This is a genomic window from Clostridium sp. JNZ J1-5, assembly GCF_053901425.1.
This window is the reverse complement of the sequence record NZ_CM132773.1, coordinates 3,473,226-3,491,244: the sequence shown is the minus strand read 5'-3', so window position 1 is coordinate 3,491,244 and position 18,019 is coordinate 3,473,226. Positions and strand designations below refer to the sequence as shown.

At 27.8% G+C, this 18,019-nt stretch carries 18 protein-coding genes; all 18 read right to left on the bottom strand.

Annotated features, from left to right (window positions below):
* The gene (gene fliF / locus ACWW38_RS16700; RefSeq protein ID WP_456258653.1) at nt 1-1,569 is read right to left on the bottom strand and encodes a flagellar basal-body MS-ring/collar protein FliF; all 1,569 of its coding nucleotides are present in this window, start codon (nt 1,567-1,569) and stop codon (nt 1-3) included.
* Between the two features lie 17 nt (nt 1,570-1,586).
* Nucleotides 1,587-1,910, bottom strand: a complete 324-nt coding sequence (fliE, locus tag ACWW38_RS16695) for a flagellar hook-basal body complex protein FliE (protein WP_456258652.1) — start codon at nt 1,908-1,910, stop codon at nt 1,587-1,589.
* Nucleotides 1,911-1,921: 11 nt separating this feature from the next.
* The gene (gene flgC / locus ACWW38_RS16690; RefSeq protein WP_456258651.1) at nt 1,922-2,350 is read right to left on the bottom strand and encodes a flagellar basal body rod protein FlgC; all 429 of its coding nucleotides are present in this window, start codon (nt 2,348-2,350) and stop codon (nt 1,922-1,924) included.
* Nucleotide 2,351: 1 nt separating this feature from the next.
* Nucleotides 2,352-2,756, bottom strand: coding sequence for a flagellar basal body rod protein FlgB (flgB, locus tag ACWW38_RS16685; protein ID WP_456258650.1), 405 nt, complete (start codon nt 2,754-2,756; stop codon nt 2,352-2,354).
* 504 nt (nt 2,757-3,260) lie between these two features.
* Nucleotides 3,261-6,161, bottom strand: a complete 2,901-nt coding sequence (locus ACWW38_RS16680; RefSeq protein WP_456258649.1) for an ABC transporter substrate binding protein — start codon at nt 6,159-6,161, stop codon at nt 3,261-3,263.
* Between the two features lie 140 nt (nt 6,162-6,301).
* Nucleotides 6,302-6,649 carry a hypothetical protein gene (locus ACWW38_RS16675; RefSeq protein WP_456258648.1) on the bottom strand — a complete coding sequence of 116 codons (348 nt, stop codon included), beginning with the start codon at nt 6,647-6,649 and terminating at the stop codon, nt 6,302-6,304.
* On the bottom strand, nt 6,650-8,416 hold the full coding sequence (locus tag ACWW38_RS16670) for a motility associated factor glycosyltransferase family protein (protein WP_456258647.1): 1,767 nt from the start codon (nt 8,414-8,416) through the stop codon (nt 6,650-6,652). It lies immediately after the preceding gene.
* Between the two features lie 93 nt (nt 8,417-8,509).
* Entirely contained in the window at nt 8,510-9,391 is an 882-nt protein-coding gene (locus ACWW38_RS16665; RefSeq protein WP_456258646.1) for a flagellin N-terminal helical domain-containing protein, read from the bottom strand.
* Between the two features lie 97 nt (nt 9,392-9,488).
* Nucleotides 9,489-10,727, bottom strand: coding sequence for a motility associated factor glycosyltransferase family protein (locus ACWW38_RS16660; RefSeq protein ID WP_456258645.1), 1,239 nt, complete (start codon nt 10,725-10,727; stop codon nt 9,489-9,491).
* 112 nt (nt 10,728-10,839) lie between these two features.
* Nucleotides 10,840-11,970 carry a DUF2920 family protein gene (locus ACWW38_RS16655; protein WP_456258644.1) on the bottom strand — a complete coding sequence of 377 codons (1,131 nt, stop codon included), beginning with the start codon at nt 11,968-11,970 and terminating at the stop codon, nt 10,840-10,842.
* Nucleotides 11,971-12,096: 126 nt separating this feature from the next.
* A complete protein-coding gene (gene pseG, locus ACWW38_RS16650; protein ID WP_456258643.1) occupies nt 12,097-13,092 on the bottom strand; it encodes a UDP-2,4-diacetamido-2,4,6-trideoxy-beta-L-altropyranose hydrolase in 996 nt (331 codons plus the stop codon).
* A gap of 9 nt (nt 13,093-13,101) precedes the next feature.
* A complete protein-coding gene (locus tag ACWW38_RS16645) occupies nt 13,102-13,782 on the bottom strand; it encodes a PIG-L deacetylase family protein (RefSeq protein WP_456258642.1) in 681 nt (226 codons plus the stop codon).
* Nucleotide 13,783: 1 nt separating this feature from the next.
* Nucleotides 13,784-14,470 carry a formyltransferase family protein gene (locus tag ACWW38_RS16640; RefSeq protein WP_456258641.1) on the bottom strand — a complete coding sequence of 229 codons (687 nt, stop codon included), beginning with the start codon at nt 14,468-14,470 and terminating at the stop codon, nt 13,784-13,786.
* A 1-nt stretch (nt 14,471) separates the two neighbouring features.
* Nucleotides 14,472-15,521 carry a pseudaminic acid synthase gene (pseI, locus tag ACWW38_RS16635; RefSeq protein WP_456258640.1) on the bottom strand — a complete coding sequence of 350 codons (1,050 nt, stop codon included), beginning with the start codon at nt 15,519-15,521 and terminating at the stop codon, nt 14,472-14,474.
* 84 nt (nt 15,522-15,605) lie between these two features.
* On the bottom strand, nt 15,606-16,055 hold the full coding sequence (locus tag ACWW38_RS16630; RefSeq protein ID WP_456258639.1) for a GNAT family N-acetyltransferase: 450 nt from the start codon (nt 16,053-16,055) through the stop codon (nt 15,606-15,608).
* 257 nt (nt 16,056-16,312) lie between these two features.
* Nucleotides 16,313-16,474: a hypothetical protein gene (locus tag ACWW38_RS16625; RefSeq protein ID WP_456260478.1), complete on the bottom strand. Its 162-nt coding sequence runs from the start codon at nt 16,472-16,474 to the stop codon at nt 16,313-16,315.
* Nucleotides 16,475-16,526: 52 nt separating this feature from the next.
* Entirely contained in the window at nt 16,527-17,234 is a 708-nt protein-coding gene (locus ACWW38_RS16620; protein WP_456258638.1) for a cytidylyltransferase domain-containing protein, read from the bottom strand.
* Nucleotides 17,228-18,019, bottom strand: coding sequence for an SDR family oxidoreductase (locus ACWW38_RS16615; protein ID WP_456258637.1), 792 nt, complete (start codon nt 18,017-18,019; stop codon nt 17,228-17,230). Before ACWW38_RS16615 ends, ACWW38_RS16620 begins: the two co-directional genes overlap by 7 nt.

Genomic DNA, 18,019 nt, shown 5'->3' with positions numbered 1-18,019 from the left:
TCACCTCTCATCCTCAGCCATCCAAGATTTTATAATCTCAGCAACTTGATCTGGCTTGTTAGTAGCATATTTTCTAATTTCTTTTTCAACATGATTCTTTTCATTTTCTTCTTCAAAGTCAATTGGCTTAAGTGCCTCTTTTGGCTGAATATTATCATCAATAATAAAATCTATTCCTTCTTCCATCTCTTCAGCTTGTTGTTTTGCTTTCTTTGATTTTCTTAAAGCTATTAAAATTACTAACAGTAATATAAGCGCTGCAGCACCGGCCCCTATATATTTATACATAAGCATCTTCTTCTTCGCCTCTGCTTCTTTTGCTAGTCTTGCTGCTTCCTCTGCCGCAGCATCGTCTAAATCATTGTTAAATTTAATACCTTCAACATTAATTATATCTCCCCTATTTTGATCAAAACCTACAGCAGCAGAAACTGAATTTTTAACACTTGATCTTTCTTCTTCAGTAATATTTTCATTATTTACAACTACTGAAGCAGAAACCTTTTTTACTCTTCCTGGGGCTGCTACAACTTTTTGTTCTACTTTTCCTACTTCATAGTTTCTAGTTTGCTTTTCATGAGTAGATTGTGTGTTGTTACCACCATTGGTATATGTATTTGTCATATTATTATCTACAGGTCCAGCACTTGTATTACCCTGTGCTGCATTATTTGTGTCCTTTTCTATCTCTTCACTTTTAACTACATTTTTAGGATCAAAAGTTGTAGAAGTTTTTTCCGATGCATCAAAATCTACATCTACATCTACTGTAGCTTTAACTCCGCTTCCATATTTAGGAGTTAACAATGAAATTATTTTTTTCTCATATTCTTTTTCCAATTTACTTTTATAGCCCTGTTGCTTATCCACAGTAGTAGCTAAATCATTTTTCTCGTCAGTAAATAAATCTTCTGTTAGTTCTGCAGTTTTTCCATTGACTACTCCAATGACTTTTACATTTTCTTTCGAAAGATTTTTTACACTTCCTGTCAATAATGACACTATAGCTTTAATTTGATCCTTTGTTATGTTTTTGCCTGGTTGGAATTCTAATGTTACTGAAGCTTGGGATGGTTCAGCTTCTTTAAAAAAGTTTCCATCTTCCTGCATTACTAAAAGTACTGTAGCTTTTTTTACTTCTGGAAAAGACATTATATTTCTAGCTAGCTCTCCTTCAAGAGCTATTTTATATTTTAAGTTTCTTTCTTTGTCAGTCATTCCGAAAGCACTAGAGTTCTCTAATATTTCATATCCCTTACTGCCCCCTGTCAATTGAGGAGCAAGTTCAAGTCTTAATTCTGATACTTTTTCTTCTGGAACCTTTATAGTGTTATTCTCTACCTTGTACGAAATCTTCTTTTCGTTCAATTTAGAAATAACCATATTTGCATCGTTAGGATCCATATCTTTGTATAGAGCAGCATACTTAGTAGTGTTAAAAAAGATGAATAAATATACAATTCCTACAATTAAACCAACAGTGAGTATGCTGAATGCTATTTTTTTACCTTTACTTAGGTTCTTAATTTTTTCTAACATTTTATTTAAACTTTCTTTAATTTTGTCCATTTATTTAGCACTCCTAACTATACCTGCATTCTATTGATTTCTTGATATGCCTCCACAATTTTATTTCTAATTTGTACTGCAAGTTGGAGAGAAAGTTTAGCTTCTTCTGTTTTTATCATTACTTCATGAATATCTGTACCCTCACCCTTTATGAAACTTTCTGTTGTACTTTCAGATTCTAATTGTTTCTCATTAACCTGATCTAATTTATTTTTTAAAGTATCAGCAAAATTTACAGTGTTAGGTTCACTTTCAACCTCTTTTTTTACTGAATCCCCTAAGTTTACTGAATTCAATTTTGAATAAATATAATTATCTGGTATAAAATCGTTAACTTTCATAATCCATACTCCTATCTACCAATTTCTAATGCTTTCATAAACATACTTTTTTCTGAATTTATAGCAGTTACATTGGCTTCATAAGCACGAACAGATGCTATCATATCAGCCATTTCATTTAAAATATTAACGTTAGGCATTAAAACATACCCTTCTCTATCTGCATCAGGATGTGATGGATCATACACTCTTCTAAGAGGAGATTCATCGTCAACAATCCCTACGGCTTTTACTCCTTTAAAATTCGGTTCATTAGGATTATTTTTATTTAATTCCCCTGTCAAATTTTCTTGAAAAACAGCTATCTTTCTTCTGTATGGTTGTCCATTTTCGCCCCTTGTAGTAGAAACATTAGCTACATTTGAAGATATTGTATCCATTCTAAGTCTTTCAGCTGAAAGACCACTTGCACTTATTCTAAGTGAATCAAAAGCACCCATCTTATCTTCCTCCTGATATTACATATCGTTTTGTTGACATTCTTGAATTAAGTTCAGTTATTAATGCATTATACTTTAGTGTATTCGCAGCTAAGTTTACTGTTTCAGTGACATCATCTACATTATTGCCGTCTTTTCTCATGCTGGTTGAATCATCTCGTTTAACTTCTATTTGACCATATTCACTTTCGTTGGAAATATGTCTTTTATCTGTTGTCTCAAGCTTAAGCTTGTCTTTACTTTCCTTTAAAGTTTCTTCAAAAGTTACGTAAAGTCTTTTATATCCCTTGGTATTTATATTGGCTAGATTATTTGCAATAACTTTTTTTCTATCTTCTGCTGCGTCTAATGATTTTTTTAATAATTCGTAAGTTCTTTCGCTTTCTGACATATTGTTTATCTTCAAATTACCACCACTCCTTAAATTCACACACACTACAATTTTTTTCAATTTACTCTTAAATGCAACATATTCTCTTAGGCGTCAACCATATTATTTAAAATAAACCAGCAATAACATCTCTTTTCCTATATAATACTCACATGTAATATATTATAATACATTTTCTTCTATTTTTAAACAGTTTTAATCAAAATTTTATTTATAATTAAAATTACTATTAAAATTAAGTATTTTTTGTACATTTATATTCTATTCATAATATATTTTCAGAAAATTACAACAGTAACAGCTAACTTTATAACAAGATCTACCTCCAAAAATCATAATTCACCATATATGTCTAAATTATTATGTCATAATAATTATATAACCTAAATGAAAAATTTGCTAGAATATTATAATTATACGTAAAAAAAGACTAGTAAATTATTCATTTACCAATCTATTTTTCATACAATTCATAATTTGTGCTCTCATTTTAATATGTTTTATTATTTACATTAAAGCTCATTTTATAAATCTTTCAAATTCATCTGCCGAAATTGGCCTACTAAAGTAATATCCTTGTATTTCATCACAGTTGATATCTCTTAATACACTATATTGATCTTTAATTTCTACACCTTCTGCAATTACAGTAATCCCTATTTTATGAGCTAATTCTATTAAACCCTCCACTATAGACTTATTGCTTTCACTTAAATGAATTTCATCTATAAAGGATTTATCTAATTTCAATTTATTAATTGGCAGTATTCTTAAATAACTTAAAGAAGAATATCCTGTTCCAAAATCATCTAGTGCAATTTTAATTCCTAATGCTTTAAGTTCATCTAAGATCAATAAATTTTGTTTTACATATTTCATTAGTATACTTTCAGTTATTTCTAACTCTAAATATTCAGGTGGAAGTTTAGTCTCTTCTAAAATATCCTTTACGGAATCTAAAAATCCTTCCTGCTGAATTTGAACTACAGAAACATTAACACATATGGTAATAGGTGAAAAACCCCCATCTAACCATTCCACATTTTTTAAGCAAGCTTCTTTCAGCACCCATCTTCCTATCGGATTTATAAGAGATGTAGCTTCAGCTAGAGGAATAAATTCTCCTGGACTAATGTTTCCAAATTCATTGCTTTTCCATCTTAAAAGAACCTCTGCTCCTTTAGTTTTCCCACTTATTACATCTATTTGAGGTTGAAAAACTAGTTTTAATTCATCCTTTAAAATTGCCTCTCTAAGTCCTTTTTCTAAATTATTTTTCCTCATTATTTCATCAAACATGTTAGAGTCATAGAATAAGTATCTATTTTTACCAGCTTCTTTAGCCCTATACATAGCAGTATCAGCATTTTTTAAAAGAAAATTTTCCTCTACTCCATCTTTAGGAAATACAGTTATACCAATACTAATGGTTGCAAAAATCTTTCTCTGTCTAACATTAAAAGGATTTTGAAACAAATTTAATATTTCCTCTGCAAGATTTTCTATATCTTCTATATCTTCTATGCCAGATTGCAATACTAAAAATTCATCTCCTCCTAGCCTGCTTAGAATTTCATTATTTATTAAAACTCCTGATATTTCCCTAGCTATAACCTTTAGAAGCTCATCTCCAAAGTCATGTCCTAAAGTGTCATTGATATTTTTAAAGTTGTCTAAATCTATAAAAAACACTGCTCCCATCTTATTACTATTCTTTATTTTTTCAATTTCCGCTCTTAATTTATCTAAAAAAAGAGTTCCATTAGGTAATTTTGTCAATTTATCATAATATGCTAAAAATCTAATTTTTTCTTCTGCTTTTTTTCTTGTAGTTATATCAGTTACGGAGCCAGCCATCTTTATTGCCTTGTTATCTCCATCTCTCAATACTTTTCCTTTTGCTAAAATCCATTTTTCTCTTCCATTATTATTTTTTATTTTATGTTCTATTCTTAAATTAGATAAATCTCCATATATGTAACTGTCTAGTTCAGCTAAAAGTCTTTCAACATCTTCTTTATCCATAATATTTCTTATAACTGTCTTAATATCATCACTATCCATAACTTCATATCCGGTAATGTCCTTCCATTTATCTGATACAAAGAATTTTCCATTTGCGATATCCCACTCCCATATAGCATCCCTTGCTCCATCAACAGCAAGTTTATATCTTTCTTCGCTTACTCTTAAAAGCTCTTCATTTTCTTGGAGCTCATCATATTGCGCTCTTAATTCTTCTTCCGTAGCTGCCAATTCTTCATATACAGCACTTAATTCCTCGTAACTTTCTTTTACACGTCTTTCGCTTACAATTCGTCTCTTAACATTAAAAGCAAGTACTAATATAAATATAATAAGCATAAGTATTATACTTATAGTTGCAAAAACAAGTTTCTTATAGGTTTTATAAAAAGAAAAGGGCTTATTTATTATATTGTAATTTTGAGGAATATCATTTAAATTAATATCATATTTTAGAAGTTCATTATAATTAAAAACATATTTGGTAGGGCAATCCGCAATTACCGGAATATTTTGTACACTTTCTCCATTTAAGACTTTATTAACAAGTTCTGCTGCAATCCTCCCTTGAGTATACCCATCTACAAGTTTTCCGCCCATTATTCCATTTCCAAGTATAAAATCCCATGTAACATAAATAGGAACTTTTATATCAGAAAGTACTATTCTAGTGTTTTCTAAGCGTATAAGACTTCCATCCTCTCCCCTAAGATGTCCAATAGTTAAAATTGCTGCACTCTTTTCTATATCTTTAACTTTTTCTTTAAGCTGTTTAGCGCTTATATCTTTATAATAGTAAAATTTAGCTTTATCCTTAAATTCTTCTATTACTTTCTTAGCTATTTCTTCATTTATCTTTCCTGTTGTAGAATTATCTCCAACTATAATAATATCTTTTCTATCAGGCTGAAGTTTAAAAATACTTTCTATGGTGCCTTTAACATCTATTTGTTCAACCACTCCTGTAAAATTAGTCTCACCCTGAAGCATAGAGCTATTAAAATCATTTACTCCACAAAACACCACAGGAGCATCATTGAAAAGCTCATCATCGTAATTCACCATAAATTTAAGTGCATCGTTATCAGAACATATAATTGCATCAAATTTAATATTTTTATACTTTTCGCTATAATTTCTATATAAAATTTCAATATATTGAGGATTATTCACATTCTTTGTATCCATAAACTCATAATATAAGTTTATATTTTCACTACTTCCCAGTACACTCTCTATTCCATTTTCAATATCTTTTGTCCACTTAAATCCTTGATCATATGAATTTAATATTAAAACTTTTTTGTGCTCACTAGCTTTTACATTAATATCTAAATTTATAACTAAAATTAAATAGAATGCTATAAAAATAAAAAACTTAAATTTGTATTTCATATATTAAAGCACCTCAGCTTCACATAAATTTACAATATTTTACACTAACATATAACACTATATCTATTTATCGTTATAAAATGAAAAAAAATTAGTAGAATTAATTTTATTCTGCTAATTTTTTATATTCTCACTTAATTTTATACTAATGAAGAGTTAAGTTTTAGTTCCTCTATTTTTTTTCTTAATCTATAGTATATAACATCTGAAGAAGATATGTAGTCTTCCAGTTTTATATATTCATCTATTGTCATTATTTCTTTCTTTATATCATTGATTTTATTTATTGCTAAGTCTTTATATTTAGGGGTTAATTCCTTTTTTTCATAGTTAATTATTTTTTCCAATTCTTTTATATTATTTTTTGCAAAATCAAGAATTTTATTTCCATCTTCAAAATTTGCTCTTATAAAACAATTGTGTGAATATATTAATTGATTAATTATATTAGCCGTAATAAATTTATTAAATCCTTCTTTAAATTCCACTTATTCACCTTCTTTTATTATATCTTCTCCATAAAAAGCTTTTTCCATGATATAGCACTTGTCTAGTACGTACATATAGTAATTTAAGCTTCTTCCTATATAATTTTTAGGAAGAAGGAATTCTATTGGCTTCATAAGTTTTTTTAATATATTATTATACAGATCCAAATTTAATAATACTTTTTCCCTTTGTTTTATTTTTTCTACTAATTCATGGTTATCCTTTTCTTTGTTTATTAAATTAACTATCTCCTCACAAATATTAATAATCTTTTTATTTTGATTATGAAGATCTAATATTATATCATTATCATTGATTTTATCTTCATCAACTTCATCTTCATATACTTTTTCTAAAATTTCATCAATATTTATCTTTTTACTACTACTTATTATATCATCAAAATACCTGTTAAAGTCTATATTATCTGCACCTTCTATATTTAAGCCATTATCGCTACCATTTAAATACTTTATATGGGGATGTTCTTTAATGCAGTTTTCTAAAGAATACTTAAATGACAAAAATACAGATGTAGTATATACTTCTTCTCCCTTTTTATTATGCACTTTAATTAAATTTGGATTAGCTTCCAATTCCTCTTTAGTAAATTTATTATATCCTTTTGCACCCTTGGCATAAGAACTATTTTCACTATAACACACATCTTGTCCTAAAAGAATTATAGGATTGCACCCCAGTTGAGAAAGATTATATGTAACAATATTAGCAATTGAAGGTCCAGAGTACCCCTGTGATTTTTTCCACCCCATTGCTTTATGTAAGTACTCATCCATATCTACTTGATTTAATAAAAATTTTTTTCCTTTAAACATATGTAAAACCGAATAATAAGTCTGACTGGAATATAGAAGTGCAGTATTACTATTTAAAGCGAAATCTTTAAATATACTTTCCTCAGCCTTACCTCCATCTATTGCTCCTATAATATGGGCTTTTATTTTATTGCTCTCTAAAACTGTAGCACCACTACCTGCAGCTACTATTATACACCTGTCATTAATATTTTTTAATGCTTCTATATTTAAATTTAAAGATGGTCCTCCTGATACCACTATTGCTGGTTTTCCACTAAAATATTTTTTTAGAGATTCTACAGGTTTACTTTCTTTTAGGCTGCTTAAATTTAGAATATAATTTCTTGCCCATCTTTTTTGAAAAAAATTATTAGTGTTCACAGAAATGTAGTACATATTTAAGGTCTTCTTTATAGAATTCATTACATTTTCCCATAATTTTTTATATATTACTTTATAGGATGGAAGTACAACAAATTTAACTCTAAGGCTTTTATATCGATTTAATATATAACTGAAAACTTCATTTATGGCCTTTTCATCATTTCCAATAAAAAGATTTATGCTTTCCATAATAGGTTTAATATCTATGCAGTGAAGAGTGTTTTTAAATATTTCTACATCAGGCTCTATTACAAGATATATTTTATTAGGATTTTTCTTTTGCATTTCCCAAAGCTCATAACCAATACCTAATCCAAATTGAAAAACTATGTCACAATCCTCTTTAGATATAGCATCTGCTATTATTTTTCCGTTAACATATGGATCATAATTACTATGTATAGGGTACTCTGCATTATTAAAAATTTTTATAATATTCCTCTTACCAAGGACCCCTCTTTTAATATAGGCACTGTTGCCATTAGTCCTTAATATTTTTTTTTGAAGAGGGCTGTTTACACGCTCTAGATAACCCAGATTCTTTTTATATAATGCATCACTCAAATATCTACACTCCTTTTCCATTTATACCATTAGTATATAGTAAAATCTTAAAAATTTATACCCCAGAGTATACTTTACTCTGGGGTTACTATTCTATCTTGATCTTATATTTTCAAGAATTCTAAGAATATCTTGCGGGAATTTGTTAGTTTGAGCAAGCATAGCATGTCCTGCATCTATTAATATATTGTCCTTTGTATATTCTATCATTTCCTCAGCTATATCTGCATCCCTAACTTTACTTTCTGCCGATACTATTGTATCATGAATTTCTCTTACTTTATCAAAAGTACTATCAAATCTATTTGATAAGGCTCCATACTTATTTCTAGCTTTAGTAACCTGATCTATTGCGGAATCTACTACCGAAATTGCGTCACCAGTATTAACAGCTGGCGGTGGTAAATTTACACCATTTTTTAAGTCCTCTAACTTACTAACTAAATCTTTTAAATTACTGCTTTTTACATTTTGCAGAGGTATGTCTATTTTTTCACCTACATTTGGTCCTATTTGAGTAAAAATTTTATCCACATCTTTGCCGTTTACATCTTTTAAACTTCCATTTAATAATTTAACACCATTAAATTCTGTATTATCTGCTATATTGTCAATACCATCTATTATAGTTGATATTTCATTTTTTATGATATTTTTTTCTTCATCTGTATTAGTATCTGTTCCCGCTTTTACAACAAGCTCTTTAAGCCTTATAAGCATTTCAGATATATTTCCCAAAGCCCCATCAGCAGTCTGCATCATAGAAACCCCGTCTTGTATATTTCTTTCTGCCATTTGAAGACCTCTTATTTGAATTCTCATTTTTTCACTGCTTCCTATAACATTAGGATTATCCTTCGCTGAGTTAATCTTATAACCTGAGGATATTCTTTCAAGGGCTGTGCTTTGAGCATCTAAGGTTTTTATATGTCCTCTATATATGTTAAGAGATGCTAAGTTGTGATTTAGTCTCATTTTATCAACTCCATTTGAATATATTATTCTCCTTTTAGAAAACATAACAAATATCTATTATTATGATTTATCGTACTTTTTATTCCAATCTTTACAATTAGAATAGATTTTTTAAATCCATTTCAATAGTTCCTTTTATTCTAGCTCCCTTACTTGAATTAATGAATTTTATATTTTTATTATTTTCTATAAGTCTTTCTATACCTTTTTTAAACTCTAACATGCCAGAAGTAGTATTTAAATATGTTCCATCTACTCCTAATACTTTTTTGTAAGAATTATTTTCTTCTACAATTTCATTGTCCCCAGCGTGAAATCTATTATCTAAAAAAGCTATATCTTGTCCACATAGAATTATTTTAGAAGCTTCAGTCTTTATAGCTATATCTATGGTAGGTATAGCTACAGTTTTACCTGTTTCTATTACAATACCCTCTTTATTGTAGCTGCATTTTTTATTAAAAAACATATATTTAGGCCCTTTATAAGCTTCAACTGCCCATCTAGAACCTGTAGATATAAAACAGAGAGGAATATCTAAATTTTCATAACCCTCTATCTGACTATATACAATTTCTTGGGGGTCTAATATGGTAATTAAATCTGGTTTTATTCCATTTTTCATTAAAATATCTAAAGCTCTTCCCACAGCAAATATTTTAATATTATTCCTATTTTCTCTTATAGCAGATAAATCTTTTTCTAGTGAAGGTCCTGCAGATGCAATTACAACTGATTTCTTTTCTAATTTAAAAGACTTAAAAAATTCTCCTATAGTGTTATAATTATTTTTTATATTAACATTTTCGTTCTCTTCCATTATTGGCTTGAACTTTTCCAAATTAGTTTTTGATATTTTATAGCTTTTTATTGCTTCTTTAAAGTCTCTATATTTATCTTCCAAAACTTTTATAAGTGGTTCATAAACTATAATGTCCTCTACTAATGAAATCTTATTAGTAAACTGTTTATAAAAATCTTTACGATCACTTAATATAAGTTTTACCCTACCATCTCTTTTTATATCTTCTAAAAGATTGTACTTATTTGCTATATCATGTATTTCCATATCTAAATCAAATATAAACACTTGTGAATCCTTAGATAGTACTTTTAATAGCTCTTTTACATGATATCCAAAGCCTAATCCGTACATAACAATATATTTTTTGTTTAAAATTAGCTCACTATTGTTTTCAATAAACTTTGCTGCATCCTTCAGAGGATAAAATTTACTATATACAAACTTGTTTTCTACTTTTAAACAATAATTATTATCTTTAGATTTAATGATTTCTATTTTCCTTTTGTTACTACTCATTTTTTTATAATTCATTCCTCTATTTTTATTCATCAGTAAAACTATATTTAAAATTATTTTTCTGTTTTTATAATATAATCGTAAACTTATATACTATCTTTTCTTTTATAATTTTTTAAAATCACAGCTACACTATGTAAAACTCCGGTATTATATTGTCATAATTTATTAGATAGTTATTTTGTTTTGTACTTATTTTTAAACTAGGCAAATAAAAATTATTATCTTTCTCAAATTTAAAATTAAGCTTCTCTAAATCTTTCATAGTATAATCAAATAGATTTAAAAAATCTGCCCCTAATCCATGAGTATTAGACTTGAATGTAATTCCATCTATATTTTTTTCAGATATTTCATTATAGATACAATAATCTAAACTAGAGCAAAAACTTTTTTTAAGCTCATTATTTATTAGATTATCATTATCCCCATGATATGAAACTATGTTACAATTATTTCTCACCTTACTATATAAAACACTTAAATTTAGCAATTCTTCATCAAAATTTATGTTTTTAGCAAAGTAATCGAATTCTATAGCTAAATTCATTTTACCTGTTCTATTAAAAATCATTCTATTACTTTTAAGATACACAGGAAATAACCATGCAGAATTATCTATTAATAGAGAAAATAAATGAGGTGCTAGCACATTACACAAGTATGCTAAATAAGCACCATGAGAATGCCCGTATAAAATTACTTTTTTTGAATTGAATTTATAATTATTATTATACAATATAGACATTACACTTAAAACTGCTGTTATATTATCTAAAGTTTGCATTATTCCCATATCATTAAAATTTTTAAATTCTTCATTTGATAAATCCTCTTTACCAAATATGTTTATGTTGTAATTTTTTCCAACTTCAAGTAGCCTATCTAATTTTATATTATCTTGCTGAAATATAAGTTTGATTTCATCATTCGCAAATATTCCTTCTATATCGTTCCCGTTTAAATTTACCAATATATTATTTGCACCCTGCATAAATTCATATCCAAAATAATCACATTGTATAGTAACTAAATTATATTTATCTGCAAATATTTGTCTCATTTTTTTATAAACATTGGAATTGCTATTTCCCCCAAAACCTGAAATAAACAATAATATACCTGTCTCTTCATTTACTCCAAAATCCGGTTCAGAAAAATAAACTTTAAATTTTCTTTTATTATAATTATTTTTTAGGTAATTATTAATATATATACTATTATGGCCACACACATCTAATATGTATTCTTTTGCCATGCTATTGGCACCCCTTTGTTATTTATTAAAATTGTATTTTAAATTACTTTACTTTTTATGGTAATTTTATTGTGACAACTTTTTATCATAATACTATGCCTCATACAGTGCTTGAATTCTTCTTGCTTATAATTTTTCTATTTTTATTACTAATTCTTCTACTCCATTTCTATTTATGACTTTTTGCTTTTTAGTCATTATTTCTCTATTGTCTAATTTGCATATTCTATTAATATTGTATATAATTTTATCTTTATTTAACTCATTATACCAACCTAAGTTATATATTAGTCCTTCACAGTGCATTTTATATGCTATTTTTTCTTGGTTATCCGCGACAACTATTCCAAGGGTGGGAACACCACAAACTGCGAGTTCATATAGTGTGCTTCCACAAGCCGATATAGCTACATCACATTTATTCATTATTTCAATCATTTTGGGATTAAAATATAAATTTATATTTTTTCTCATATTTTTTAACTTTGTTAACTTTTTAATGTTCTCTTCTTTAAATGATGATCCTACTACAATATGAAATGTAAATTCTAAATCTTTTACATACTCACATATAATGTTAGTAATTCCGTTAGGGTCTGCTCCCCCTACAGTTATCATGATATCTGAAACTTTTTTGTTAATACCTTTACTATTAAATCTTCTAAATTCTTCTCTTAGCATAGTATACTCAGTTCCTAAAAGTAATCTTGTATCAGTATTAACCCTATATTTTAATCCTTCAGCCCCAATATTTTGATTTATTAGAAAATCTACATTAAAATAATATAGATTCATATCATCTATATACCCTGTAATTTTAAAAAACTTTTTAGTGACATTAAAATACTCTTCACTTACATCATAGCTGTCTGTAATTAAACAGTCAGCTCTAACTTGGAATAACTCTTTAATAAGGTTGTCTTCATTTATGGTTATTACCTTAAAACCATTAGACTTAACCATACTTATTCCAGGCTTATATTCATCAGAGAACAGCTTATCTATTTTACATACATAGAAAACTTCATTGGTCTTTTTTAATTCTTTAGCTAAAACCAGTGTCCTCATTATATGACCCATTCCAATTTTAGAACCACCATCTGCTCTTATTGCTATTTTCATCTAATCACCTTATTTTATCACTCTCACAACTTCAAATGCCTCTGCATAATCTCTACTAATTACACTACCCCACTTTAAAGCGGAAGCCTTTAAAGTTTTACTTGATCTTGGATGTGGAAAATCTCTTAATTCACTTTTGTAACATTCCATGGCTTTTAATTTCATATCTAAAGTTTCCGTCACATCAACAAAGTAATTTGGTTTAAAATTAGATTTACTGCCGAAGTTCCATTCTGTAGAGGATACAGTTTCAAAAGCATATATTTCTTTTACATACTGTTCTCCAATTGGTCTTGTAGCAGTTAATACAGCTTGAAAAGTTATTTTGTGATCTATATTCAAATCGCCTCCAAAATGAGTATATATTATATCAGGTTTTATGTTTTCTATATATTTTTCTATTATTTTTATAATGTCTAATAGAGGAATTGAATCAAATCTATTATCTGGCAAGTTTTTCATATAAGTCGTTTTATATCCTAAAATCTTTGCTGCTTTATATGTATCTTCATGAAGTTTTTCGATTTTTATACTATCTGCTAATTCCCTTTTATTATATCTTGATGTCATTCCTTCGCCTAAAATAAGTGCAAAACACTGGTCGCCATATTTAGTATGTCTCAAGACAGTTCCACCTACTCCCAGAATTTCATCATCTGGGTGTGCAGCTATTACTAATATTTTTTTCATATCACTCATCCTCGTCTATTATTTCAACATCTGCAATTATTCTATTATCTTTTAAACTAGCTCTTGAAAATTGAAGCTTATATTTCCCAAATTTAATAAAAGCCTTAGGATATCCTTCGCCATCTAACATTCTTATATAATCATATATTCTTTTCAAATCATAATTTAAAAGTATTTCACTTTGTGAAGGTTTTCTCCTTTTAAACTCGACGACTTCTCCTTTTTGCTTTTCAGGTACTATTTTCTCATTAATTATTTTAGATATCATCTTTTCAAAAATAATTTTAGATGATCGCATAAATATCTCATCAGCTGTTCCATTTAAATTCAAAGTTTCTTTAAAATATATATCGCCAGTATCAATACCATCATTGACTTTTATTACAGATATTTTAGTATTTTCTATTCCTCTTTCTATTAAATTTTGTAATGGACTTCCACCTCTACCAAAAGGTAAATCAGTCATATGAAAAACTATGCAGTTAAAATTTTGATATAGTTCTTTTGGAATAATCCATGACCAATGAGGAAAAAAAATGTATTCAGGATTTATTTGACTCACTTTTTTATAAGTTAAATCATTTTTATCTGTTATTATAAAAATATCATGCTTATAATTATTATCTCTTTTAAATTTTTCTGCATTTTTTATATTCCACGACTTAATAGTTGCAATTATAATTTTCATGTTACATCACCTTATCCCATGAAAGTGGAGTTCCTCTTTCTATATCACAAGCTGCTATTTTACCTAAGACATCATCATAATATTTGGGTTTCAATCCATTTCCAGGACGTATTATTCTTATATTTTTTTCTGTAAATTTCTCACCTTTTCTAATATCTTCTATTATGAAAATTGATCTTCTAAATATTTTACTTTGATTCTCTTTGTAAGAGAGTTTATAACTAACCTTTCCTATAGCTCTTTCTGCAGCTCTAACATCTTGTACCATATTTTTAAATTCTTGTGGCTCCATAGAAAAAGAAGCATCTGGATTTTCTATATCTCTACTTAAGCAAAAGTGTTTTTCTATTACTTTAGCTCCCATAGCAACTGCTGCAACTGCTGCAATTGACCCCAAAGAATGATCTGATAATCCTACTGGGACTCCAAAAGTATCACTTAAATTTTTCATAGTCATTAAATTCATATCGTCTGGTATAGCAGGATACGCACTTGAACATTTTAACAAACATAAATTTTTATTTCCAGCAGATTTAACAGCGTTTACAGCTTCCTCTATTTCATCTAATGTTCCCATACCAGTAGACATTATTATGGGTTTATTTTTAGATGCAATGTATTTAATTAAAGGAATATCTACTAATTCAAAAGAAGCAATTTTATAAAAACTAACATCTAAACTCTCTAAAAAATCTACTGAAGTTTTATCAAATGGAGTGGATAAAAAATCCATTCCTAACTCTTCTGCTATATTTTTTAATCCTTCTTGCCATTCCCAAGGGGTATATGCTTTTTCATAGAGTCTATACAAATTCTCTCCTTTCCATGTACCCTCTTTTATAGAAAAATATTCATTGTTGCAGTCAATAGTCATAGTATCTGGAGTATATGTTTGAATCTTAATACAATCTGCTCCTGAATCATTTGCTGCCTTTATTATTTCTATTGCTCTTTCATAACTTCCAGCATGATTTGCTGACATTTCAGCAATTATATAACAAGGTTGATTGTTTCCTATAATCCTACCATTAATATTTAATTCATTATTCATAGATAATTCTCCTTGCATATATTAAAAAAGTATTTTTACTATTAATCATAAAATAAATAAAACTTTTACTTAATTAATTTTATATTATAAATTTTTTCTATACACAACATATGATTCTTCAATAAATTTATTATAAGTATTTCTTTCAAAACATTTTTGAGATGGAATATTATTTATTTTAACTCTTCCCTCTAATGTTTTTATATATGACCAATTTGTCATTATCTCTCTTTCAAGCATATTTAAAATTTTATATCCATATTTCTTTCCTCTGTAATTTCTATCTATACTGTAATCAATAACTGCCTTTGTTTTATTAATATCAATTCTTATTTGACCTATCTTTTGTTCTTCTTTTTCTAATATGAATATTTGTGAAGATTGATCATCTAATTTATTTTTAAACCATTTTTTGTGTTCTTCATAGTTAATTTTGCTACTATTAAAAGAATTATTTCTTACTTCTTCATCGTTCACCCACTGGTACAGTAAATTGCAATCATTTAAGTTTGCCTTTCTTAATTCAATATTCATATTATATACCTCTTTTTATATATGCTTTTGCATTATTTTCTTGTTAATATCATAAAGCTTAGGGTACTCATTGTATAGATTTAATATATTTTCAAATTTAAATTTTGAATTCATATTTGGATATAATAGGTTATATATTTTATAAATAAGTTCAAAATCTTCCTCTGTATCTAATGTCCATCTTAAATATGAGTAGTCTTTACTACTTTTATATTGTTCTAATTTGAAAATTTCATTATTATCCCAAATATATGGTGTTATATGTTCTCTATCTCGTTGAATAGAACATCCTCTTCTGATCTTCTAAAGCACTTTACTCCTAATCTTTCACATTCATTTACAATAGCATTATCCTTTTCTAATGTGGTTGTAGCAATTACTATTTCATCTATATTCTTAATTCTTTTAAGTCTATCTATATCATGCTCTAGTATTACTTTTCCAAAATTTCGTTTTAATTTTTTGTATTAATTATTTATAATCTGTTTCCATAGCAATTCTCTTTTTATATAAATTCACAACCTCTCTCCAACTAAAGTCGATTCCAGAATTAGTTGTCAATTCATATAATAATTTTTCCGCCCTAATAAAATCTTCTTCGTAATCGACAGTTAATCTAACATTTGATAAATCTTCATCTAGTGGTATTTCTAATGTTTTAAAGTCATCAGTATTTTCTTTTATATACATTGTTACGTGTTCTCTATGTGACTTTTCAACTGCTTTTTTCCATGTTTTTTGTAATGCTTCAAATGTAAATACTTCTACATCCAGCCCATATGGCCACGTGTTTGTTTTATTTCTCATTGTAATATAATCCTTATTATAAGATAAAATAGTTGTAATAAGTAGATCTATTATCTTTGGATCAATAAAAGGATCATCAGCAGTAACTCTAACAATTATTTCAAATCCATACTTTAATGCCGCTTGATAATATCTATCTAATACATCATCTTCACTACCTCTAAAACATTCAATACCATTCGACAGACACCATTCTTCAATGCTGTCATCCATTGTTTCAATTGTAGTAGCTACAACTAGTTTGTTAATGTATTTAGAAAAGCTAGATCTTTTTACACTGTAGTATAGTAGAGGTCTTTTATCTATTTCTCTTAATGATTTTCCAGGTAATCGAGTTGACCCCATTCTAGATTGAATTATAACACCTACCATATTGTCCATCCACCATCCACGCTAATATTTGCACCATTTATATATGATGACGCATCTGAGGATAATAATGCAATAACCCCTTTTAATTCTTCTGGTTTTCCAATTCTACCCAAAGGCACTTTTCTTTCTAAGTTATTTATAAATTTTTCATTTTTTTGGACACTATCATTAGGAAAAGGACCTGGTGATACACAATTACATGTAATGCCATACTTTCCATATACAGCTGCAATATATTTTGTAAATTGAATAATTCCAGCCTTACCAATGCCATAATTAGCAGGATTGTAAAAATTATTTCCTTCATAAATTGAAACATCTGGTGCTACTATACCATACATTGAGGCAATGTTTATTATTTTTCCATATCTCTTCTCAATCATTGATATTAATACAGCCTTAGTTAGTCTAAAAACTCCATTAATGCTCCCATCAATTCCTTTATTCCAATCTTCTTCACTCATATTTAAGAGTTCAGCACCTGCTCCAAAGTAAGAATTGTTAATTAGCACATCAATTTTTCCGTATTTTTTTAAAATATTTTCTACAACCTCATTTATCATGATTGAATTTGATATATCTAAATTCATAGTTTCAACATGATTACCATATTTATATTCCAAATTTTGTTTAAGTTTTAAATTTTTTTGTTCATCTCTACTGGCCATAACTAAATTTGCACCAAATTCAGATAAAATTTCACTCATTGCTGTTCCTAGATAACCACTTCCTCCAGTTATCAAAACTACTTTTTCATGTAAATCAAATATAGTTTTTTCTATCAT

Excerpts from the sequence above, each read along its gene's own strand:
- ACWW38_RS16620 (WP_456258638.1), bottom strand. The coding sequence starts at position 17,234 with ATGGTAGGTGTTATAATTCAATCTAGAATGGGGTCAACTCGATTACCT.
- pseI (WP_456258640.1), bottom strand. The coding sequence starts at position 15,521 with ATGAATAATGAATTAAATATTAATGGTAGGATTATAGGAAACAATCAA.
- ACWW38_RS16655 (WP_456258644.1), bottom strand. The coding sequence starts at position 11,970 with ATGGCAAAAGAATACATATTAGATGTGTGTGGCCATAATAGTATATAT.
- ACWW38_RS16645 (WP_456258642.1), bottom strand. The coding sequence starts at position 13,782 with ATGAAAAAAATATTAGTAATAGCTGCACACCCAGATGATGAAATTCTG.
- ACWW38_RS16660 (WP_456258645.1), bottom strand. The coding sequence starts at position 10,727 with ATGAATTATAAAAAAATGAGTAGTAACAAAAGGAAAATAGAAATCATT.
- fliE (WP_456258652.1), bottom strand. The coding sequence starts at position 1,910 with ATGAAAGTTAACGATTTTATACCAGATAATTATATTTATTCAAAATTG.
- pseG (WP_456258643.1), bottom strand. The coding sequence starts at position 13,092 with ATGAAAATAGCAATAAGAGCAGATGGTGGTTCTAAAATTGGAATGGGT.
- ACWW38_RS16640 (WP_456258641.1), bottom strand. The coding sequence starts at position 14,470 with ATGAAAATTATAATTGCAACTATTAAGTCGTGGAATATAAAAAATGCA.
- ACWW38_RS16615 (WP_456258637.1), bottom strand. The coding sequence starts at position 18,019 with ATGATAGAAAAAACTATATTTGATTTACATGAAAAAGTAGTTTTGATA.
- flgC (WP_456258651.1), bottom strand. The coding sequence starts at position 2,350 with ATGGGTGCTTTTGATTCACTTAGAATAAGTGCAAGTGGTCTTTCAGCT.
- ACWW38_RS16630 (WP_456258639.1), bottom strand. The coding sequence starts at position 16,055 with ATGAATATTGAATTAAGAAAGGCAAACTTAAATGATTGCAATTTACTG.
- ACWW38_RS16665 (WP_456258646.1), bottom strand. The coding sequence starts at position 9,391 with ATGAGACTAAATCACAACTTAGCATCTCTTAACATATATAGAGGACAT.
- fliF (WP_456258653.1), bottom strand. The coding sequence starts at position 1,569 with ATGGACAAAATTAAAGAAAGTTTAAATAAAATGTTAGAAAAAATTAAG.
- ACWW38_RS16680 (WP_456258649.1), bottom strand. The coding sequence starts at position 6,161 with ATGAAATACAAATTTAAGTTTTTTATTTTTATAGCATTCTATTTAATT.